This window comes from Paenibacillus lautus (genome assembly GCF_050482385.1).
In the GTDB taxonomy this organism is placed as follows: domain Bacteria; phylum Bacillota; class Bacilli; order Paenibacillales; family Paenibacillaceae; genus Paenibacillus_AQ; species Paenibacillus_AQ lautus_B.
This window is the reverse complement of the sequence record NZ_JBCNHV010000022.1, coordinates 54,006-69,969: the sequence shown is the minus strand read 5'-3', so window position 1 is coordinate 69,969 and position 15,964 is coordinate 54,006. Positions and strand designations below refer to the sequence as shown.

Genomic DNA, 15,964 nt, shown 5'->3' with positions numbered 1-15,964 from the left:
GAAATAATGCAAGGGGGATGTCGTGAACCCTGACGGCCTTTACACAACTTTGACAATTACGTTATGGAAATGAAAGACGTGTGGTGATACAATAAGAGTCAAAATGATATTCTCAACATTCCTAACTGCTCTGATACCATGTGGATTGGGGCTGGAGGGACGTAAGAAGCCTTCATTTTCGAAGCTTACTATGGAAAAGATTTGAGGAGGACGAATCATGACAACTGAACATAACCAAACGATCGACAACCTGTCCATCGCAACGATCCGGACATTGGCGATCGACGCGATCGAAAAAGCTAACTCCGGTCATCCGGGCATGCCGATGGGGTCTGCACCTATGGGCTACCAACTGTTCGCGAAGACGATGAACCATAACCCGGACCAGCCGGCGTGGATTAACCGCGACCGTTTTGTCTTGTCTGCAGGCCATGGCTCCATGCTGCTCTACAGTCTGCTTCACCTGAGCGGTTATGACTTGTCCATTGAGGATCTGAAGCAGTTCCGTCAATGGGGAAGCAAAACCCCGGGTCACCCGGAATTCGGCCATACGGCCGGCGTTGATGCAACGACAGGTCCGCTTGGACAAGGCGTGGCTATGGCTGTAGGTATGGCCATGGCTGAAGCTCATTTGGGCGCGACTTACAATAAAGACAGCTTCAATGTGGTTGATCACTATACGTATGCGATTTGCGGCGACGGTGACATGATGGAGGGCGTGGCTTCCGAGGCAGCTTCCCTGGCAGGTCATTTGAAGCTTGGCAAATTGATCATGCTGTACGATTCCAACGATATCTCCCTTGACGGCGAACTCAGCCTGGCATTCTCCGAGAACGTAGCGAAGCGCTTTGATGCTTATGGCTGGCAAGTGCTGCGCGTAGAAGACGGTAACGATTTGCCTGCGATCGAGAAAGCGATCGAGGAGGCGAAAGCCGATACGAACCGTCCGACGCTGATCGAAGTGAAGACCGTCATCGGTTACGGCAGCCCGAACAAACAAGGTAAAGGCGGCCATGGCGGTACACACGGTTCTCCGCTTGGAGCTGATGAAGCGAAGCTGACCAAGGATTTCTATAATTGGGTATATGAAGAGGACTTCTATGTGCCTGAGGAAGTGCGCGAGCATTTTGGCAAAGTGAAAGAGCGCGGTATTGCGGCTTATCAAGCTTGGGTTGATCAGTTTGCGAAATACAAAGAGGTTTACCCGGAACTGGCAGCGCAATTCGAGCGCGGCGAATCCGGTGAACTGGCTTCAGGATGGGATAAAGACCTTCCGAAATACAGCGCGGATGACAAAGCAGTTTCCACTCGCGTAGCTTCCGGTAAAGCGCTGAACGGGTTGACTGCAGGCGTACCGCAGCTGCTCGGCGGATCGGCTGACCTGGAAAGCTCCACGATGACTCACTTGAACGACCTGGCCTCTTTCACAGCGAACAGCTACGAAGGCCGTAACGTGTACTATGGTGTTCGTGAATTCGCAATGGCCGGTGCCATGAACGGTATCGCTCTCCATGGCGGGCTGAAGATTTTCGGCGGTACGTTCTTCGTATTTACGGATTATCTGCGTCCGGCTGTTCGCCTGGCTGCGATTATGAAGCTGCCGGTTACGTATGTGCTGACTCATGACAGCATCGCTGTCGGTGAAGACGGTCCTACGCATGAACCAATTGAACAATTGGCTTCCCTGCGCATTATTCCAGGCCTGACGGTGATCCGTCCTGCGGATGCCAACGAAACTTCCGCGGCATGGGCTTATGCGGTTGAGAACACCGACCGTCCGGTAGCTTTGGTGCTGACTCGTCAGAATCTGCCGATCCTTCCAGGCACTGTGGATCATGCACGTGAAGGCATCAAACGCGGCGCTTATGTTGTTGCCGATGCGAAGGATGGCAACGTGCAAGCTCAAATCATTGCAACGGGTTCCGAGGTTCAGCTTGCCGTTAAAGCGCAAGCAGCATTGGCTGAAGAAGGCATCGCCGTACGCGTCATCAGCATGCCGAGCTGGGATCTGTTCGACAGCCAGGATCAGGCATACAAAGATTCCGTGCTGCTTCCTGACGTAAAACCCCGTCTGGCTATTGAAATGGCTCATCCGTTCGGATGGGAGCGTTATGTCGGAGACAAAGGCGACATCCTGGGCATCAACACATTTGGCGCTTCGGCTCCTGGCGACCGTGTCATTGCCGAGTACGGATTTACCGTTGAGAATGTGGTTAGCCGCGTAAAAGGCTTGCTGTAATCCAGGCGGATGTAACTCCATATTGATTTTCCGGCACCCGCATCATGCGGGTGCCGTCCATATATCAAGCCATAACGATGTTGGAGGAGGAGAGTTTGTCGATGTCACAATTTAAGAATGCTACCGTTACAAAGGCAGCCAACGTTTACTATGAGGGGAAGGTAACCAGCCGTACGGTGCTGCTGGAGAATGGCGAGAAGGTAACGCTCGGTATCATGCTTCCGGGAAGCTATGAATTCGGAACGGATGGCCCTGAGATTATGGAGATTTTGTCGGGCGATTTGCGTGTCCTGCTGCCCGGCGAGCAGGAGTGGTTAGAGATTCAAGGATCCGCGACCTTTAACGTTCCGGGCAATTCAAGCTTTAAGCTGGAAATCCGCACCGTTACGGATTATTGCTGTTCTTATCCGACCATGTAATAGATTAAGTGCTGCACATGATTTCGTGTCCGTAAATACACAACAAAAAGGCTCAAAGCCGTTGGCTTTGAACCCTTACTGTCAATGCTGGATGTCAACGCATGCGGTTAACGGCGGTTGTTATAATGGACTTATTCCTCCGGAATCGTCACGATCTCGCCTTTGTAGCCTGGTGAGTGGTTATCAAGCTCTACGTACCCTTCGCCCCATTCCTTGCCGCGGTCGAGCAGTCGGTAGCTGGTGACGCCGGAAGGATAACGGAATACGAATTTGGCTACAGTCCAGTTCTTGACATCCGGCTGTTTACCGACCTCGGCTTGAATCGGGGGCAGGAAGAACAGGTTCTGGTTTGCAGCCGCTTTGGCGGAGTAGTCCAGCTTGCCTTGCCATTTCAAATATTTGACGCCACCCTGGATCTCGTAATATTCGGCGATGTCATTATCGACCAGGAAGAAGCGATTCGATTTGCCTTTTGGAAAATAATAATCCACGCCCTGCATCTCCACAGGGAGCATGTCCAGCTCAGGTTTCTGCAGTTGGGATGAATAAGGCAGCTTGGCTGCAGCATTCCGGGCGGTGGCCAGATCGGAGCTCTTTAAGTCAGCAAGCATAACGGCATCTGCTTTATTGATATAAGCCGTCTTTAGAGAACCATTCCAGTCGATGTCGGCATCAAAAGCTTGGGCTACGGCCCTCAAGGGAATCATGGTCTTGCCTTTATGGAGCAGCGGGGCTGCAGGCAGCGTCTTCTGAACGCCGTTCACTTCCATGCGGGTGCTACCCGCCGTGAGAATCACCGTTCGGTGGTCACCCTGAATCGTCACCTGTTTCTTGCTGTTGTCGTACTTCATGACGTAGTTACCCAGAGGCTTGAGATCGGTTAGGGTAACAAAGGTGGAGCCCTGCTTAATCAGTACTTCACCGCTCGCGGTCACATTGTTAATCGAAGCGGTTGGTTTGGCTGCCGCAGAAGCCGGTGATACAGCTGTTACCGAAGATAGAACGGTGGTTAATAGGGCGGCGGCTGTCATTGCTTTTAAACCTTTGGTCCATTTCATGTTGTATTTCCTCCCTTCGAATAGTAGACGAAATGAAATGCAAAAAGTTTCTTCTGGAAGGAAAAATCATGAAAAGACCAAAAAAATGGCTCCTTCTCCTGGTCCGGATGATCCGGAACCAGTATAAAGGAGCCAGTGTAAGGTAAAGCATGGCTTCGCTGGTATTATTTCTGCTGTTCGCCGATTTTCTGGCCGATCCAGGCTTCGTAGCATTTCACGACAGCGGAAAGATCCTCTTCACCATAGCCTTCGCTGGCACCGGCTTGGAACAGGCTCTTGGCCAGATTCAGCATAGGGGAAGGCATTCCGATGCCATCGGTGAGCGAAGAGGCCAGCTTGAGGTCCTTGAGCATGAGCGCAAGCGAGAACTGGTTGCTGAAATCGCCATCGATGATCTTGCGTCCTTTCAGCTCTGCCGCTTTGCTGCCAGCTGATCCCAGCTGCACGAGCTCCAGGAAGTTGTCAGCGGGAATGCCTGACTTCGCGGCGATGGCGAAGCCTTCGGCAAGCGCCAGATTGTTAATGCCCACAATGGTATTATGCGCAAGCTTCGCGACAGCGCCGCTTCCGTTAGGTCCCATGTGGATGACTTTTTTGCCCAGGGTGTCAAATACGTCCGCATGGGCTTCGATGACCGCGGCATCGCCGCCAACCATGAAGACCAAGGTTCCATCAATCGCTGCAGGCTTGCTGCCGGTTACCGGGGCATCCAGGAAGGAAGCGCCGAGACCGGATACGGCGGAAGCAATTTCCTTGACAAGGCTCTCGGAGATCGTGCTGCAGTCAATGACGGTCATCCCGCTTGTCAGAGAGCCAAGCAGACCGTTCTCTCCATAGAATACATCGCGGATGGATTGGTCGTTGCTTACCATCGTAATAACAAGATCTTGTCCTTCAGCCGCTTCGCGAGGCGTCTCCGCAATGGAGGCTCCCTGTTCGGCGAGCGGACGGCATTTTTCGTGGGTGCGGTTATACACGGTCACATCGTAATCCTGCTTCAGCAGATTGGAGGCCATGGGAGCGCCCATGGTGCCCAGTCCGATAAACCCGATTTTTTTCATAGCTATATCACCTTCGATTATGGATTCCTGATCCACTCTATCTTAGCATGGGTTCCCGAAACGAAGCCAGCGTTTGTGAGGAATGGAAGCGCAAGGAGATCCGCGCATGAAGAATAGATGACAGTTGGCCCGTGAAACTTGCGGTCGTTATTAAATTAAAGTATCCTATTTCTAAATTCACAGGAGGTTTTAAGTCATGTCTAAAAAAATCAAGTTTGATTACAGTAAAGCACTGACTTTTGTTAATCAGCACGAAGTTGATTATTTCGCTGAGCCGATCCGCACAGCTCATGAACAGTTACATAACGGTACGGGAGCCGGCTCCGATTATCTGGGCTGGATCGACCTGCCGACGCAGTATGATAAAGAAGAATTCTCGCGCATCCAGAAAGCGGCTGCCAAAATCCAAAGCGATTCGGACGTTCTGATCGTTATCGGAATCGGTGGCTCCTACCTCGGGGCACGCGCGGCCATCGAAATGCTGTCGCATTCGTTCTATAATGAGCTGTCGAAGGACCAGCGCAAGACGCCGGAAATCTATTTTGCGGGTAACAACATCAGCTCCACGTATGTGACCCACCTGCTTCAACTGGTGGAAGGCAAGGACTTCTCGGTGAATGTCATTTCCAAATCCGGTACAACCACGGAGCCGGCTATCGCATTCCGTATTTTCCGTGCGGAACTGGAGAAGAAATACGGCAAGGAAGAAGCTCGCAAACGTATTTACGCTACGACAGATCAAGCGAAGGGCGCCCTTAAGAAGCTGGCTTCCGAGGAAGGCTACGAGTCCTTTGTCATCCCTGATGATGTAGGCGGACGTTATTCCGTGCTGACAGCGGTGGGTCTGCTTCCGATTGCAACGGCAGGCATCAACATTGAAGAAATGATGCAAGGCGCGGCTGACGCATCCAAGGAATACAGCAGCCCGAACGTAGCCGAGAACGAAGCTTACCAATATGCGGCGGTTCGTAACGCGCTTTACCGTAAAGGCAAAGGCATCGAGATCCTCGTAAACTACGAGCCTTCCCTGCATTTTGTATCGGAATGGTGGAAGCAGTTGTACGGCGAGAGCGAAGGCAAGGATTACAAAGGCATCTATCCTGCTTCCGTAGACTTCTCAACTGATCTGCACTCCATGGGTCAATTTATTCAGGAAGGCAGTCGCAACATCTTCGAAACGGTCATTCAGGTTGAGAATGTATCCGAGCATATTACGATTGAATCGGATCCGGATGATCTGGACGGATTGAACTTCCTGACCGGGAAAACATTGGATTTTGTCAACAAAAAGGCCTTCCAAGGCACCATGCTGGCCCATACAGACGGACAAGTTCCGAATTTGATTGTGACAATTCCAGATTTCACTCCCTATTCGTTCGGATATCTGGTATACTTTTTCGAAAAGGCCTGCGGTATCAGCGGCTATCTGTTGGGTGTCAACCCGTTTGACCAACCGGGCGTAGAGGCGTACAAGAAAAATATGTTCGCATTGCTCGGCAAACCTGGGTATGAGAAAGAGAAGGCCGAATTGGAAGCTAGACTTTCCGAATAACCTGACACTTTCATTAGATTAGACGTAAGACGCTGAAGGAAGCAGTCCGCTGGCATATCATGCCGTGGACTGCTTTCTTGGCAATATAGAGGTGGTTGTAGTTTCATGCTGGATCGTTACAAAACGGTACGTCAGACGGGCTCCAAAGAGATCGTCATCAAGAAATCGCGTTTCATCGGGCATGTAATGCCGGTTGAAACCGAAGAGGAAGCTGTCGCTTTTATTGAAGAGATCAAGAAAAAACATTGGAATGCTACCCATAATTGTTCCGCTTATATGATCGGAGAGCGGGATGAGATTCAGAAGCAATCGGATGACGGGGAACCGAGCGGAACGGCTGGTAAGCCGATTCTCGAGGTGATCCGCAATCAGGGGCGGAAGAATGTAGCCATTGTGGTCACGCGTTATTTTGGCGGCATTATGCTGGGTGCGGGCGGATTGATCCGGGCGTACACCGACGGAGCCGTGGCTGCAATTGAGTCAGGCGAACCGATTACAAGGGTTCTGCACCGGGAGATTTTCGTGGAGCTGGATTATACCTGGCTGGGTAAGGTGGAGAACGAGCTTCGAAACCGGGGCGTTCGTATGGGAGAGACAAACTTTGCCGATACGGTGACCTTGACCTGCTTGCCGCTCGATGGTGATGCGGAGAGCTTTATGACTTGGATGGTGGATTTGACACAGGGGCAGTCCTTGATCACAGAGGGAGAGCGGCTTTATTTTATTGAAGGGGAATAAAATAATATGGCAAGAAGAGCAGTAGAACGCGAGTTGTCGAGAGAGCGGATACTGGAAGCAGCGAGGCATTTGTTTATAACCAAAGGATACCGAGCCATTTCGATGCGAAGCATCGGGCAGCATCTGGGTTATAGCCACGGCTCCTTGTATTATCATTTTAAGGAAAAGGCGGAGCTTTTCTACGCCATTGTCATGAAGGACTTTAATGATCTAAATGATTTGCTGTTGGAAGTATCGGGAAAGCCTCCCTGTGACGGGGTATCGAAGCTGGAGCAGCTGATGCTGGAATTTGTTCGTTTCGGACTGGATAATCCGTACCAGTACGAGATCATGTTCATGATTCGGGACGAAGAGCTGCTGTCCTACTGTCGCTCTGAGCAGGGACGCTGTTTTGAAATGTTTGCTATGCTGGTCCGTCAGTATTTGCTTGAGGAGAATTACAGTGAGGAAGAGCGGCGTACCGTTCCGCTGACCTTGTTTTTGTCGCTGCATGGATTTATATCCTATTATATTCAGGACCGAATTGGCTTTGATGAGATCAAACCAGCCGCTCTTACCCATGTCAAAGTGTTATGCCGGAGTTTGTACAGCAGGGTCTGATTTTGAAATGTTGCCAAGACGTGTAGTTTGATACTTCAATCCGTTACAACGATCTAGCGTTGAAACGTCAATCGCCTAATGAATAAAAATACAGACAGGCCCACGCCCCCTAGCATGTGCCTGTCTGCTTTTTGTGTTGTTATACATGTGCTGGCGTCAACATAAATCTTATTTAAGGGATCATCCTTCCATGATCTTCACATGATATTGGCGCTGCCTCGGACCATCAAATTCACAGAAATAAATGCCCTGCCAACGTCCGAGAAGCAGGTGCCCGTTCTGAATGATCACGGTCTGGGAAGGGCCGCAGGTGATCGATTTGAGGTGGGAAGCGGTGTTGCCCTCCGCATGGCGATACTTGGGATGATTCCATGGATAGACTTCATCCAGGGACATCAGGACGTCCCGTTTCACATCAGGATCCGCATTCTCATTGATGGCAATTCCCGCCGTCGTATGCGGACAATAGATCAGGACCGTTCCCTGCTGGACCCCGCTTTGTTTCACGTAGGAGTGGATCTCCCTTGTAATATCCCTCATCTCATCGCGGCCTTGCGTATCTAATTCACCGGTATACAGCATGTACAATACCTCCTCATTTTTTTAGAGATAAGAAAGTATAAACATCCGAGGCTTAGCCTCCTTATCTCGCAAGAAAAACTTCAGCTAAATACGGTCTGTCTACTGAGAAAAAACGTCGATAGACGTTTTTCTTACCATTTCTATTATTTTACCCGATAAAATGCAAAAGATGGATTGACGATGGGATTCAGCTTTTGGTAAAGTATGTGTAAAGAAAACCAAGTATACAAATAGGAAATATAAAGATGGTTTGTGAAAGTGTCGACCGGGATGCCATCCGGAGGCGGGAGGGATACGATATGACAACATGGATTCGTCATAAAGGTTGGACTTGGGGTTTTCGAAGTACCGTGCTGCTTTATTTTCTTGCCTTGATCGTACTGCCGATCTTTGGGGTATATGTGCAATCATTCTCTGCAGGATGGAGTCATTTTACGGAGAGCATTATGGATCCGATAGCGTGGAAGGCTGTGCTGCTTACCATCAAGCTGGGCGTCATCTCTACTTTCATCAACGTACTTATCGGAACGATGATTGCATGGGTGCTCATACGTTATAAGTTTCCGGGAAGGACGCTGCTGAACAGTCTGGTCGACCTGCCCTTTGCGCTGCCGACAGCCGTAGGCGGTCTGATGATATTGCTGCTGCTGGGCCCCGGGAGCTTCCTTGGTGGCATGGCAGAGAAATTGGGTTTTGAAATTGTGTTCCACCAGCCCGCGATTGTGATAGCGATGATGTTTGTCACGTTTCCGTTTGTCATCCGGGCTGTTCAGCCGCTGTTGGAGGAGCTCGACCCGCTGGAGGAAGAAGCGTCATATACGATGGGAGCTTCCAGGACGAGAACCTTTTTTAAAGTTATCCTGCCGTCGATGCTCCCAGGGATTATAAGCGGAGGCATGCTGGCATTCTCAAGAGCATTGGCCGAATTCGGGGCCGTTGTCTTGGTGGCCGGCAACATCCCGGGAAGAACGCTGATTGCATCGGTTTTTATTTTTGGTGAAGTCGAGAGCGATAATCCTGCGGGGGCAGCTGCCGTATCTATTCTGCTCCTTACCCTCTCTTTCATCATCCTCTGGGTGATCAATGTTGTACAGCAGAGGGGGAGACGAGTTTGAGACGTCTGTGGATCGGGCTTACGTACGCCGTATTTATCATTCTGCTAATCATCCCCTTGTCCCAAATTGCAATCGGTGCGTTTGATAAAGGGCTGAATGGGTTTACCGGAGGTCTGTTTAGGCCGGAAGCCTTGCATGCCCTGATGATGACGGGTCTTATTGTGGTATTCGTTACGTTCTTTAATACGTTATTTGGCATCATGATGGCGTTGTACCTGGTACGGGCGAATTGGCTGAGCCGCAAGATCAAAGGCATTCTGAACAGCGTTGTTGATCTGCCTTATGCGGTATCGCCGGTCATTGGCGGTTTGATGATTGTACTGCTGCTCGGACCCGACAGCATTATGGGCGGTTTTTTTGAAGGGATCGGCTTTAAGGTGGTGTATGCTTTCCCGGGCATGGTGATCGCGACACTCTTCGTCACGTTTCCGCTCATGGTTCGCGAGGTCATGCCTGTCCTGCAGGAAATTGGGAATGATCAGGAGCAAGCGGCAGCGACGCTAGGGGCTTACGGATGGACAACGTTCCGAAAGGTAACATGGCCTTCCATCCGATGGGCTGTCGTATATGGCCTGGTGCTCACGGTAGCCCGTTCATTGGGCGAGTTTGGTGCAGTGCTGGTGGTGTCCGGTAATATCATGAATAAAACTCAGACGGCGACGACGCTTGTATATCAGGATGTGGAGAATTTTAACGTGGCTGCGGCAAATGGCGTCGCATTGGTATTGGCTGCCTTCTCGGTAGGACTCTTGCTGTTGATGGAATGGGCCAAAAAAAGAAAGGATGTGCATTGATATGCATGTGGAAGTTCGCGATCTGAACAAGCATTTCGGTACGTTTCATGCCGTCAAGGATGTCAGCTTCGAGATTGAGAAGGGACATCTGATTGGACTTCTGGGGCCAAGCGGAGGCGGTAAAACCTCTATCCTACGCATGCTGGCGGGGCTCGAGAATCCGGACTCCGGGCAAATCTCCTTTCATGGTCAAGTGGTCAATGATCTGCCGCCACAGGAGCGCGGAATCGGCTTTGTGTTCCAGAACTATGCCTTGTTTAAGCATATGACCGTGTTTGATAACATCGCTTTCGGCTTGAAGGTGAAGAAGACTCCCAAGGCCATAATTAAGGACCGGGTGATGGAATTGGTGGAGCTGACCGGTTTAACAGGTTTCGAGAGCCGCTACCCGCACCAATTATCGGGTGGGCAGCGTCAGCGTGTAGCCTTTGCCAGAGCCCTCGCTCCTGAGCCGCAGCTGCTCTTATTGGATGAGCCGTTTGCTGCTATCGATGCGAAGATCCGTCAAGAGCTGCGCTCCTGGCTTCGCGAGCTGATCGAGCGGGTTGGCATTACGTCGATTTTTGTTACGCATGACCAGGATGAGGCGATTGAAGTCGCGGACGAAATTATGATTATTAATCAGGGGCGCGTTGAGCAGAAGGGAACGCCTTGGGATATTTACAAGGAGCCGAAGACGCCATTCGTTGCTTCGTTCATAGGAGAATCCACCGTGATTTCGAGCGCAGCCGAGCTGAAGGGATTTGAGGCAGCGTCTAACAAGAATGCGACGCGTGCGCTGATTCGCCCGGAATATATCGAGATTGGAAGCAAGCATGATTTCAGCGTGCTGTCCGCAACGGAGACGGGGATCGTCCGTCATCTGCATTTTCGCGGCAGCGAATGGCTGGTGGAGGTAGAGGTTAAGGGACATAAGCTGATCACCTACCGTTCATTGGAGAAGGAAACGCTGTATCCGGGTCAAGAGGTCCGCGTCCTCGTTCACCGGGCTTATCTCTTTAATGAGGAGCACAGCTGGATCGAGGAGAATCGACTGAAGGTCGACCCGATGCCAATTATGATCTGATGGTTCTAAATATCCGAAGGGAAGTGGATTCATTCATGCGGATCTTGAATATGAAACGTATCTCATTCCTGCTGGTTGGCATGGCCCTTCTCTTCAGTTTTTTTATGGCAGGATGCGCGAGTGACCCGCCCGATAGCGAAGAAGTGATAACCCCAACCGGAGAGAGAACGATCGTTCTGGGCGCGTACAGCGTGGCCAGAGATGCCCTGTCCGAGATCATTCCTGCTTTTCAAGCGCAGTGGAAGAAACAGACGGGGGAAACGATTCGGTTTCAGGAATCCTACGAGGCTTCCGGAACACAAGCTCGTGCCATCACGGGCGGATTTGAGGCCGACGTAACGCTGCTTGCCATGGAAGGGGATGTCGACAAGCTGGTCAGGGAAGGGCTTGTGGACCCGGAATGGAAATCTCAGCCGTATAACGGCATGGTGACACGATCGATTGTCGTTCTCGGCACGCGCGAGGGAAATCCGAAAGGGATACGGGATTTCGACGATCTGACCCGATCGGACGTCAAGGTGCTGTATCCGAATCCGAAGACCTCGGGCGGCGCCCAGTGGGATATTAACGCGATCTACGGCGCGGGGCTGAAACAATCGGAAGAGAACGGAAAGCGTGATCCTGCCGAAGCGAAAGCTTTCCTTGAAGCGGTTCACCGCAATGTGGAGTCGCTCGATAAAAGCGGGCGGGCTTCCATGGCGGCTTTTGAATACGGGGTCGGAGATGTCATCGTAACGTATGAGAATGAGCTGCTTGCTCGAATTGCCCAAGGGGTCCAGTATGATATCGTTGTGCCGAAGCATACGATGCTGATCGAGAATCCGGCTGCAGTCGTCGAACGTTTCGCCGAAAAGCACGGCACTCAGGATGTATCGGCCGCTTTTGTGGAGTACTTGCGTACGCCGGAGGCGCAGAGCATCTTCGTGAAGTATGGGTTCCGTCCGGTTGAAGAATCGGTGTTTGAACAGACGAAGGATCGGTTTTTCAACCCGCCGGGGCTATTCGATATCGAGTATCTGGGTGGATGGGATCAGGTGCGCGAGACGCTGTATTCCAAGCGTGGAGTCTGGTATCAGGTGCTGGCCGGGCTATGATGCTTGATGGCAACCGGAGCGATTGATGGGTTCATGAGAGAGAGTTGTGTGTGAGCTGCGTTTCGTAAATGACCCGTCGATCAAAAAAAGAGAGAAAGCGAGCCGTTCAGGATCTCCTGGCCGGCTCGCTTTATTGGTATTTATAGAACATTAGCAATCGTCCGAATAACGCCTCATGCGCTCCAAATATTCCACGTATATGGATTATACCGTACAATCTTGCCCTACACGCGCGCTTTCCGCGCTTCCCATTCTTCTCGCAGAACGCCCATACGAATGGAATCGTAGTAGACGCCCTCGTAATATCGGCACTTCCGCATGCGGCCTTCAAGCTGCATGCCAACCTTCTCCGCGCACCGCATCATCCTCGGATTGCCGGACCAGGTGGTAATGCCGACACGGGCAATGGTGAGATTTTGGAATAGGCATTCAATCCACAGCGATAGTGCTTCCGTACCGTAGCCCCCGCTCCAATGGCTCGGATCGTAAATCAGGATTCCGGCTTCCAGCCAGCGTGAGGCTTCATGCTCCCAATAAAACGTGACGATGCCAATCGTCTTTCCCTCGGCTTCAATGAGCAGGTCATTCGGAAATTGGTCGGTTTCGAAGTCGGCGTTCCACTGCGTTTCAAAAATTTCATAGGAAATCTGCTTAAGCGGGAAATAAGGAGCGTCGTATTTTTTCCATTCCGGATTCTCGGTGCCATAGATCAAATTATATAAACCAGGGGTATCCTCGGGTTTCCTGGATCTTAGCGTGACTTTGCTGCCTTCAAGATGAATTTTTTGCATATGTAGAAATTCCTTTCGCTCTGTATTCTGTATATGCCTTAAGTACGGTGCGGGTTCTCTACATTGTAACGGTGATGAAGTTGATTGCCAACTAAATTTGGATAATTGATCCTTTATATGAAACATTAGGTGGGAGCATTCCGTCAATAGCAGATAGACAAAGAATCTGACATTGAAGGGGGACAAGGTTATGCGAAAAAGAAAGGTACTCACAGGCCTATGCTTGCTTATTGGGCTTACCGCTTGCGCTCAGGGCAGCGAGATCCAGTCAGGGGAACCGCCAGCGATTGTGCATAAGCAGCCCAAAGTGAAGGAGTTGTCGGCTCAGGAACGTAAAGAGGTGTTGACCAAGGTTGATACGGGCATGGTGGAAGCGCAGAATGATTTTGGCTTACGCTTGCATCAAGCGTTATCGAATAGCCCTGAGTACAAGAGCGGTAATCTGATTATTTCTCCATACAGCATAACGCAAGCTTTGGCACTTGCTTATAACGGGACAGCCGGCGATACGGCGGCTGAGATATCCGATATGCTTGGCTGGAAGGGCATGAATGATGCGGATATCAACGAAGGCAACCGCCAGCTGCGTTCCTTGCTGGAGAACGGGGGAGGCGTCGTGCTGAATGTGGCGAATTCCGTGTGGCACCAGAGAGGCCTTGAGATGAAGAAGGCCTACGTGGAGGTCGTAAAGGACGGTTATGGCGCGGAGGTCAGGGAGACGGATCTTAAGCAGGATGAAGCAATGAATGCGATAAACCAGTGGGTAAACGACAAGACGAGCGGCATGATCCCTGCGATTTATGATGAGCCGCCAGGCGGCGTTGCAGTCCTGATCAATGCCATTTATTTTAATGGCGGGTGGATGGATGAATTTGATCCGGCGAATACCGTAGAGGAACCGTTCACGCTGACAGACGGAACCCGTAAGTCCATTCCAATGATGAAGCGGGAAGGACGATACAGTTACAAAGAAGGGGAGTCCTGGCAGGCCATTCGCATTCCATATGGAGACGGCCGCATGCACATGCTGGTCATTTTGCCGAAGGAATCCTCGTCGATGGATAAGCTGCAGCAGCAGTTGTGGAAGGATACGTCCGTCTGGAAAGACGATTACTCGTTCGAGACGGTTAAGCTCGGTCTGCCCAAGTTCAAGGCGGAGCAGAGCTTCGAGCTTCCGGATGCACTTAAAGATCTGGGCATGGTCCAGGCATTCGATAGGAATGCAGCTGATTTTAGTGAATTGGCAGTGGGTGGAGAGAAATTTTGGATTGACAAGGTAAGACACAAAACGGTGGTGGATGTCAGTGAGAAGGGCACGGAGGCCGCCGCGATTACAGCGGTTATGGTTGAGACAGGAGCCGTTCAGCTTACCGAGCCGATCGTCATGAATGTTGACCGCCCTTTTTTCTTTGCCATTGAAGATCGGGACACGGGTACATGGTTATTTATGGGGTCTGTTTTGCAACCTTAGCATATACTGTACCAACATGCGCCTGCCATAATTTTCACCCAAAAATAGGCAACTTTGTTATAATAGTCGAATAAGACTAAAATGTATAACAAAGGGAGAATAGGATGTGCCTATGACCATACCGAAGCCGAATTTATTCATAGGTTCTTCCAGAGAGGCCATCAAGTATGCAAGGGCGATCCACGAACAGATCAAACGATCCGCTCAAGTGACACCTTGGTACGGCGGAACGTTCGGGGCGAACATGTATACGATGGAAGCTTTGGAGAAGCAGCTGGCGTCCAGTGATTTTGGTGTGTTCGTCTTTTCTCCGGATGATGTTGCACTCATTCGAGGCAAACATGTATTTGTTACCCGCGATAACACGTTGTTCGAGATGGGGCTGTATTGGGGAAAACTCGGGCGGCGAAGGGTGTACTGCATCATCCCGGATCAAGTGGAGGCAGACAGCAGTTCCGTTCAAGACGTTATCGTTAAGGATTACCATCTACTCTCCGACCTGCAGGGCTTAACGCTGCTCGAATACGAACTGCGAAGCGATGATGATTACAAATCAGCGGTCGATGTCGCTTGCGGGCATATTCTGAGTGCGATCGAAACCGAAGGGTTCTACAACAACCCGAGCACCGTGATTGAGCAGAAGGATGCGGAGCTGAGGCGTAAGCAAAGTGTGCTGCATTTTTTCTGGGAATATAACCGTAACGTGCATGTGAGTGATGAAGAGGAAAAATATCATGCACTGAGTGAAGCTGTCCGAAACTCCTTGCTCCCACCGGCTGCAGGGGATTTCAGGGTGACCGGCGCCGCCTTCTGGGGCCGAAGAGATGAAGGCATTGCCCAAATTGGGGGTAATGTAGGTAGAGGACGGTATTTCCCGTTCGATGGGAATACGGAACATTCGCCAAGTAACCAGTCGATTTACGTGATAGATGTCTATAATAGTGGAAAATGGGCATTTTATCACGAAGAGGAAGTTGCGCAGGTGTATGTGTTCTGCTATCCTTTAGGAGTAAATCATGTATTGTCCGTGCATTTTACGGGACATGAGATTCTTACGGATGAAGATCTCGCGGAGGTTGTAGAACAGAATCGTGAGCTGCTTCGTACCATCAGGCATTTAGTTGGAGGGGATTCGTCGTGAGCAGGAATGAGAAGAAGAGAACGTCAGGTCATCCGCAGGGGTCCGCCAATAGCAGCTGGGTGGTTCGGGGACCCGTACCGATGATGAGTACGCTGAAATCCCGGAAGCGCTCGGTTAGACGCCCAAGCAAGAATAGTGTATATGTTGGTCCTTCCGTGGAAGGTGTAGATAAGAAATACGTCAAGGTCATCAGCGGAGCTGTTGACGATAATAAGCCCTCTTTTGCTTAGTGAATGGCTATGA

The 15,964-nt window shown here is 50.8% G+C and carries 16 protein-coding genes; 12 read left to right on the top strand and 4 right to left on the bottom strand.

Going from position 1 to position 15,964, the window contains the following annotated elements; genetic code table 11:
* The first annotated feature begins 217 nt into the window (after positions 1-217).
* Positions 218-2,239, top strand: a complete 2,022-nt coding sequence (tkt, locus tag ABEW73_RS25655) for a transketolase (protein WP_430170251.1) — start codon at positions 218-220, stop codon at positions 2,237-2,239.
* Between the two features lie 101 nt (positions 2,240-2,340).
* A complete protein-coding gene (locus ABEW73_RS25650; protein ID WP_006212330.1) occupies positions 2,341-2,658 on the top strand; it encodes a pyrimidine/purine nucleoside phosphorylase in 318 nt (105 codons plus the stop codon).
* Positions 2,659-2,789: 131 nt separating this feature from the next.
* On the opposite strand, the gene ABEW73_RS25645 is transcribed toward ABEW73_RS25650, so the two are convergent.
* Both ABEW73_RS25645 and ABEW73_RS25640 read right to left on the bottom strand, forming a co-directional pair.
* Positions 2,790-3,716, bottom strand: a complete 927-nt coding sequence (locus ABEW73_RS25645; protein ID WP_430170249.1) for a copper amine oxidase N-terminal domain-containing protein — start codon at positions 3,714-3,716, stop codon at positions 2,790-2,792.
* A 164-nt stretch (positions 3,717-3,880) separates the two neighbouring features.
* The gene (locus tag ABEW73_RS25640; protein WP_430170247.1) at positions 3,881-4,777 is read right to left on the bottom strand and encodes an NAD(P)-dependent oxidoreductase; all 897 of its coding nucleotides are present in this window, start codon (positions 4,775-4,777) and stop codon (positions 3,881-3,883) included.
* A gap of 196 nt (positions 4,778-4,973) precedes the next feature.
* Here ABEW73_RS25640 and ABEW73_RS25635 point away from each other — a divergent pair, with 196 nt between their 5' ends.
* The 3 genes from ABEW73_RS25635 to ABEW73_RS25625 all read left to right on the top strand — a co-directional run bounded on the left by ABEW73_RS25635 (position 4,974) and on the right by ABEW73_RS25625 (position 7,667).
* Entirely contained in the window at positions 4,974-6,329 is a 1,356-nt protein-coding gene (locus tag ABEW73_RS25635; protein ID WP_430170245.1) for a glucose-6-phosphate isomerase, read from the top strand.
* A 105-nt stretch (positions 6,330-6,434) separates the two neighbouring features.
* Positions 6,435-7,067 carry a YigZ family protein gene (locus ABEW73_RS25630; protein ID WP_076324628.1) on the top strand — a complete coding sequence of 211 codons (633 nt, stop codon included), beginning with the start codon at positions 6,435-6,437 and terminating at the stop codon, positions 7,065-7,067.
* A gap of 6 nt (positions 7,068-7,073) precedes the next feature.
* Entirely contained in the window at positions 7,074-7,667 is a 594-nt protein-coding gene (locus ABEW73_RS25625; RefSeq protein WP_430170244.1) for a TetR/AcrR family transcriptional regulator, read from the top strand.
* Between the two features lie 180 nt (positions 7,668-7,847).
* On the opposite strand, the gene ABEW73_RS25620 is transcribed toward ABEW73_RS25625, so the two are convergent.
* Positions 7,848-8,249 (bottom strand): secondary thiamine-phosphate synthase enzyme YjbQ, encoded by a 402-nt coding sequence (locus ABEW73_RS25620; RefSeq protein ID WP_071222616.1) that lies wholly within the window; start codon positions 8,247-8,249, stop codon positions 7,848-7,850.
* A gap of 299 nt (positions 8,250-8,548) precedes the next feature.
* On the opposite strand from ABEW73_RS25620, the gene cysT reads away from it, so the two are divergent.
* From cysT to ABEW73_RS25600, 4 genes are read left to right on the top strand one after another with little or no spacing between them, the layout of a single operon-like run.
* Positions 8,549-9,364, top strand: coding sequence for a sulfate ABC transporter permease subunit CysT (gene cysT, locus ABEW73_RS25615; RefSeq protein WP_430170242.1), 816 nt, complete (start codon positions 8,549-8,551; stop codon positions 9,362-9,364).
* Positions 9,361-10,158 (top strand): sulfate ABC transporter permease subunit, encoded by a 798-nt coding sequence (locus ABEW73_RS25610; RefSeq protein ID WP_430170240.1) that lies wholly within the window; start codon positions 9,361-9,363, stop codon positions 10,156-10,158. Before cysT ends, ABEW73_RS25610 begins: the two co-directional genes overlap by 4 nt.
* 1 nt (position 10,159) lies before the next feature.
* Complete coding sequence (locus ABEW73_RS25605; RefSeq protein ID WP_430170238.1) at positions 10,160-11,224, top strand: sulfate/molybdate ABC transporter ATP-binding protein; 1,065 nt, start codon at positions 10,160-10,162, stop codon at positions 11,222-11,224.
* A gap of 35 nt (positions 11,225-11,259) precedes the next feature.
* Positions 11,260-12,318: a sulfate ABC transporter substrate-binding protein gene (locus tag ABEW73_RS25600; protein WP_430170236.1), complete on the top strand. Its 1,059-nt coding sequence runs from the start codon at positions 11,260-11,262 to the stop codon at positions 12,316-12,318.
* A 224-nt stretch (positions 12,319-12,542) separates the two neighbouring features.
* Here the strand turns inward: ABEW73_RS25600 and ABEW73_RS25595 are convergent, their stop codons facing one another.
* Positions 12,543-13,109, bottom strand: a complete 567-nt coding sequence (locus ABEW73_RS25595; RefSeq protein WP_430170234.1) for a GNAT family N-acetyltransferase — start codon at positions 13,107-13,109, stop codon at positions 12,543-12,545.
* Between the two features lie 190 nt (positions 13,110-13,299).
* Between ABEW73_RS25595 and ABEW73_RS25590 the strand changes: the two genes are divergently transcribed.
* The 3 genes from ABEW73_RS25590 to ABEW73_RS25580 all read left to right on the top strand — a co-directional run bounded on the left by ABEW73_RS25590 (position 13,300) and on the right by ABEW73_RS25580 (position 15,951).
* Entirely contained in the window at positions 13,300-14,580 is a 1,281-nt protein-coding gene (locus tag ABEW73_RS25590) for a serpin family protein (RefSeq protein WP_430170233.1), read from the top strand.
* A gap of 112 nt (positions 14,581-14,692) precedes the next feature.
* Entirely contained in the window at positions 14,693-15,721 is a 1,029-nt protein-coding gene (locus ABEW73_RS25585) for a TIR domain-containing protein (protein WP_430170253.1), read from the top strand.
* The gene (locus tag ABEW73_RS25580; protein WP_430170231.1) at positions 15,718-15,951 is read left to right on the top strand and encodes a hypothetical protein; all 234 of its coding nucleotides are present in this window, start codon (positions 15,718-15,720) and stop codon (positions 15,949-15,951) included. The genes ABEW73_RS25585 and ABEW73_RS25580 overlap by 4 nt, the downstream gene beginning before the upstream one ends.
* Positions 15,952-15,964 lie beyond the last annotated feature (13 nt).

What these genes read in the sequence shown, in the direction of transcription:
- ABEW73_RS25635 (WP_430170245.1), top strand. Translation starts at nt 4,974, where the DNA reads ATGTCTAAAAAAATCAAGTTTGATTACAGTAAAGCACTGACTTTTGTT.
- cysT (WP_430170242.1), top strand. Translation starts at nt 8,549, where the DNA reads ATGACAACATGGATTCGTCATAAAGGTTGGACTTGGGGTTTTCGAAGT.
- ABEW73_RS25630 (WP_076324628.1), top strand. Translation starts at nt 6,435, where the DNA reads ATGCTGGATCGTTACAAAACGGTACGTCAGACGGGCTCCAAAGAGATC.
- ABEW73_RS25620 (WP_071222616.1), bottom strand. Translation starts at nt 8,249, where the DNA reads ATGCTGTATACCGGTGAATTAGATACGCAAGGCCGCGATGAGATGAGG.
- ABEW73_RS25595 (WP_430170234.1), bottom strand. Translation starts at nt 13,109, where the DNA reads ATGCAAAAAATTCATCTTGAAGGCAGCAAAGTCACGCTAAGATCCAGG.
- ABEW73_RS25625 (WP_430170244.1), top strand. Translation starts at nt 7,074, where the DNA reads ATGGCAAGAAGAGCAGTAGAACGCGAGTTGTCGAGAGAGCGGATACTG.
- ABEW73_RS25645 (WP_430170249.1), bottom strand. Translation starts at nt 3,716, where the DNA reads ATGAAATGGACCAAAGGTTTAAAAGCAATGACAGCCGCCGCCCTATTA.
- ABEW73_RS25585 (WP_430170253.1), top strand. Translation starts at nt 14,693, where the DNA reads ATGACCATACCGAAGCCGAATTTATTCATAGGTTCTTCCAGAGAGGCC.
- ABEW73_RS25590 (WP_430170233.1), top strand. Translation starts at nt 13,300, where the DNA reads ATGCGAAAAAGAAAGGTACTCACAGGCCTATGCTTGCTTATTGGGCTT.
- ABEW73_RS25650 (WP_006212330.1), top strand. Translation starts at nt 2,341, where the DNA reads ATGTCACAATTTAAGAATGCTACCGTTACAAAGGCAGCCAACGTTTAC.
- ABEW73_RS25600 (WP_430170236.1), top strand. Translation starts at nt 11,260, where the DNA reads ATGCGGATCTTGAATATGAAACGTATCTCATTCCTGCTGGTTGGCATG.
- ABEW73_RS25605 (WP_430170238.1), top strand. Translation starts at nt 10,160, where the DNA reads ATGCATGTGGAAGTTCGCGATCTGAACAAGCATTTCGGTACGTTTCAT.
- ABEW73_RS25640 (WP_430170247.1), bottom strand. Translation starts at nt 4,777, where the DNA reads ATGAAAAAAATCGGGTTTATCGGACTGGGCACCATGGGCGCTCCCATG.
- tkt (WP_430170251.1), top strand. Translation starts at nt 218, where the DNA reads ATGACAACTGAACATAACCAAACGATCGACAACCTGTCCATCGCAACG.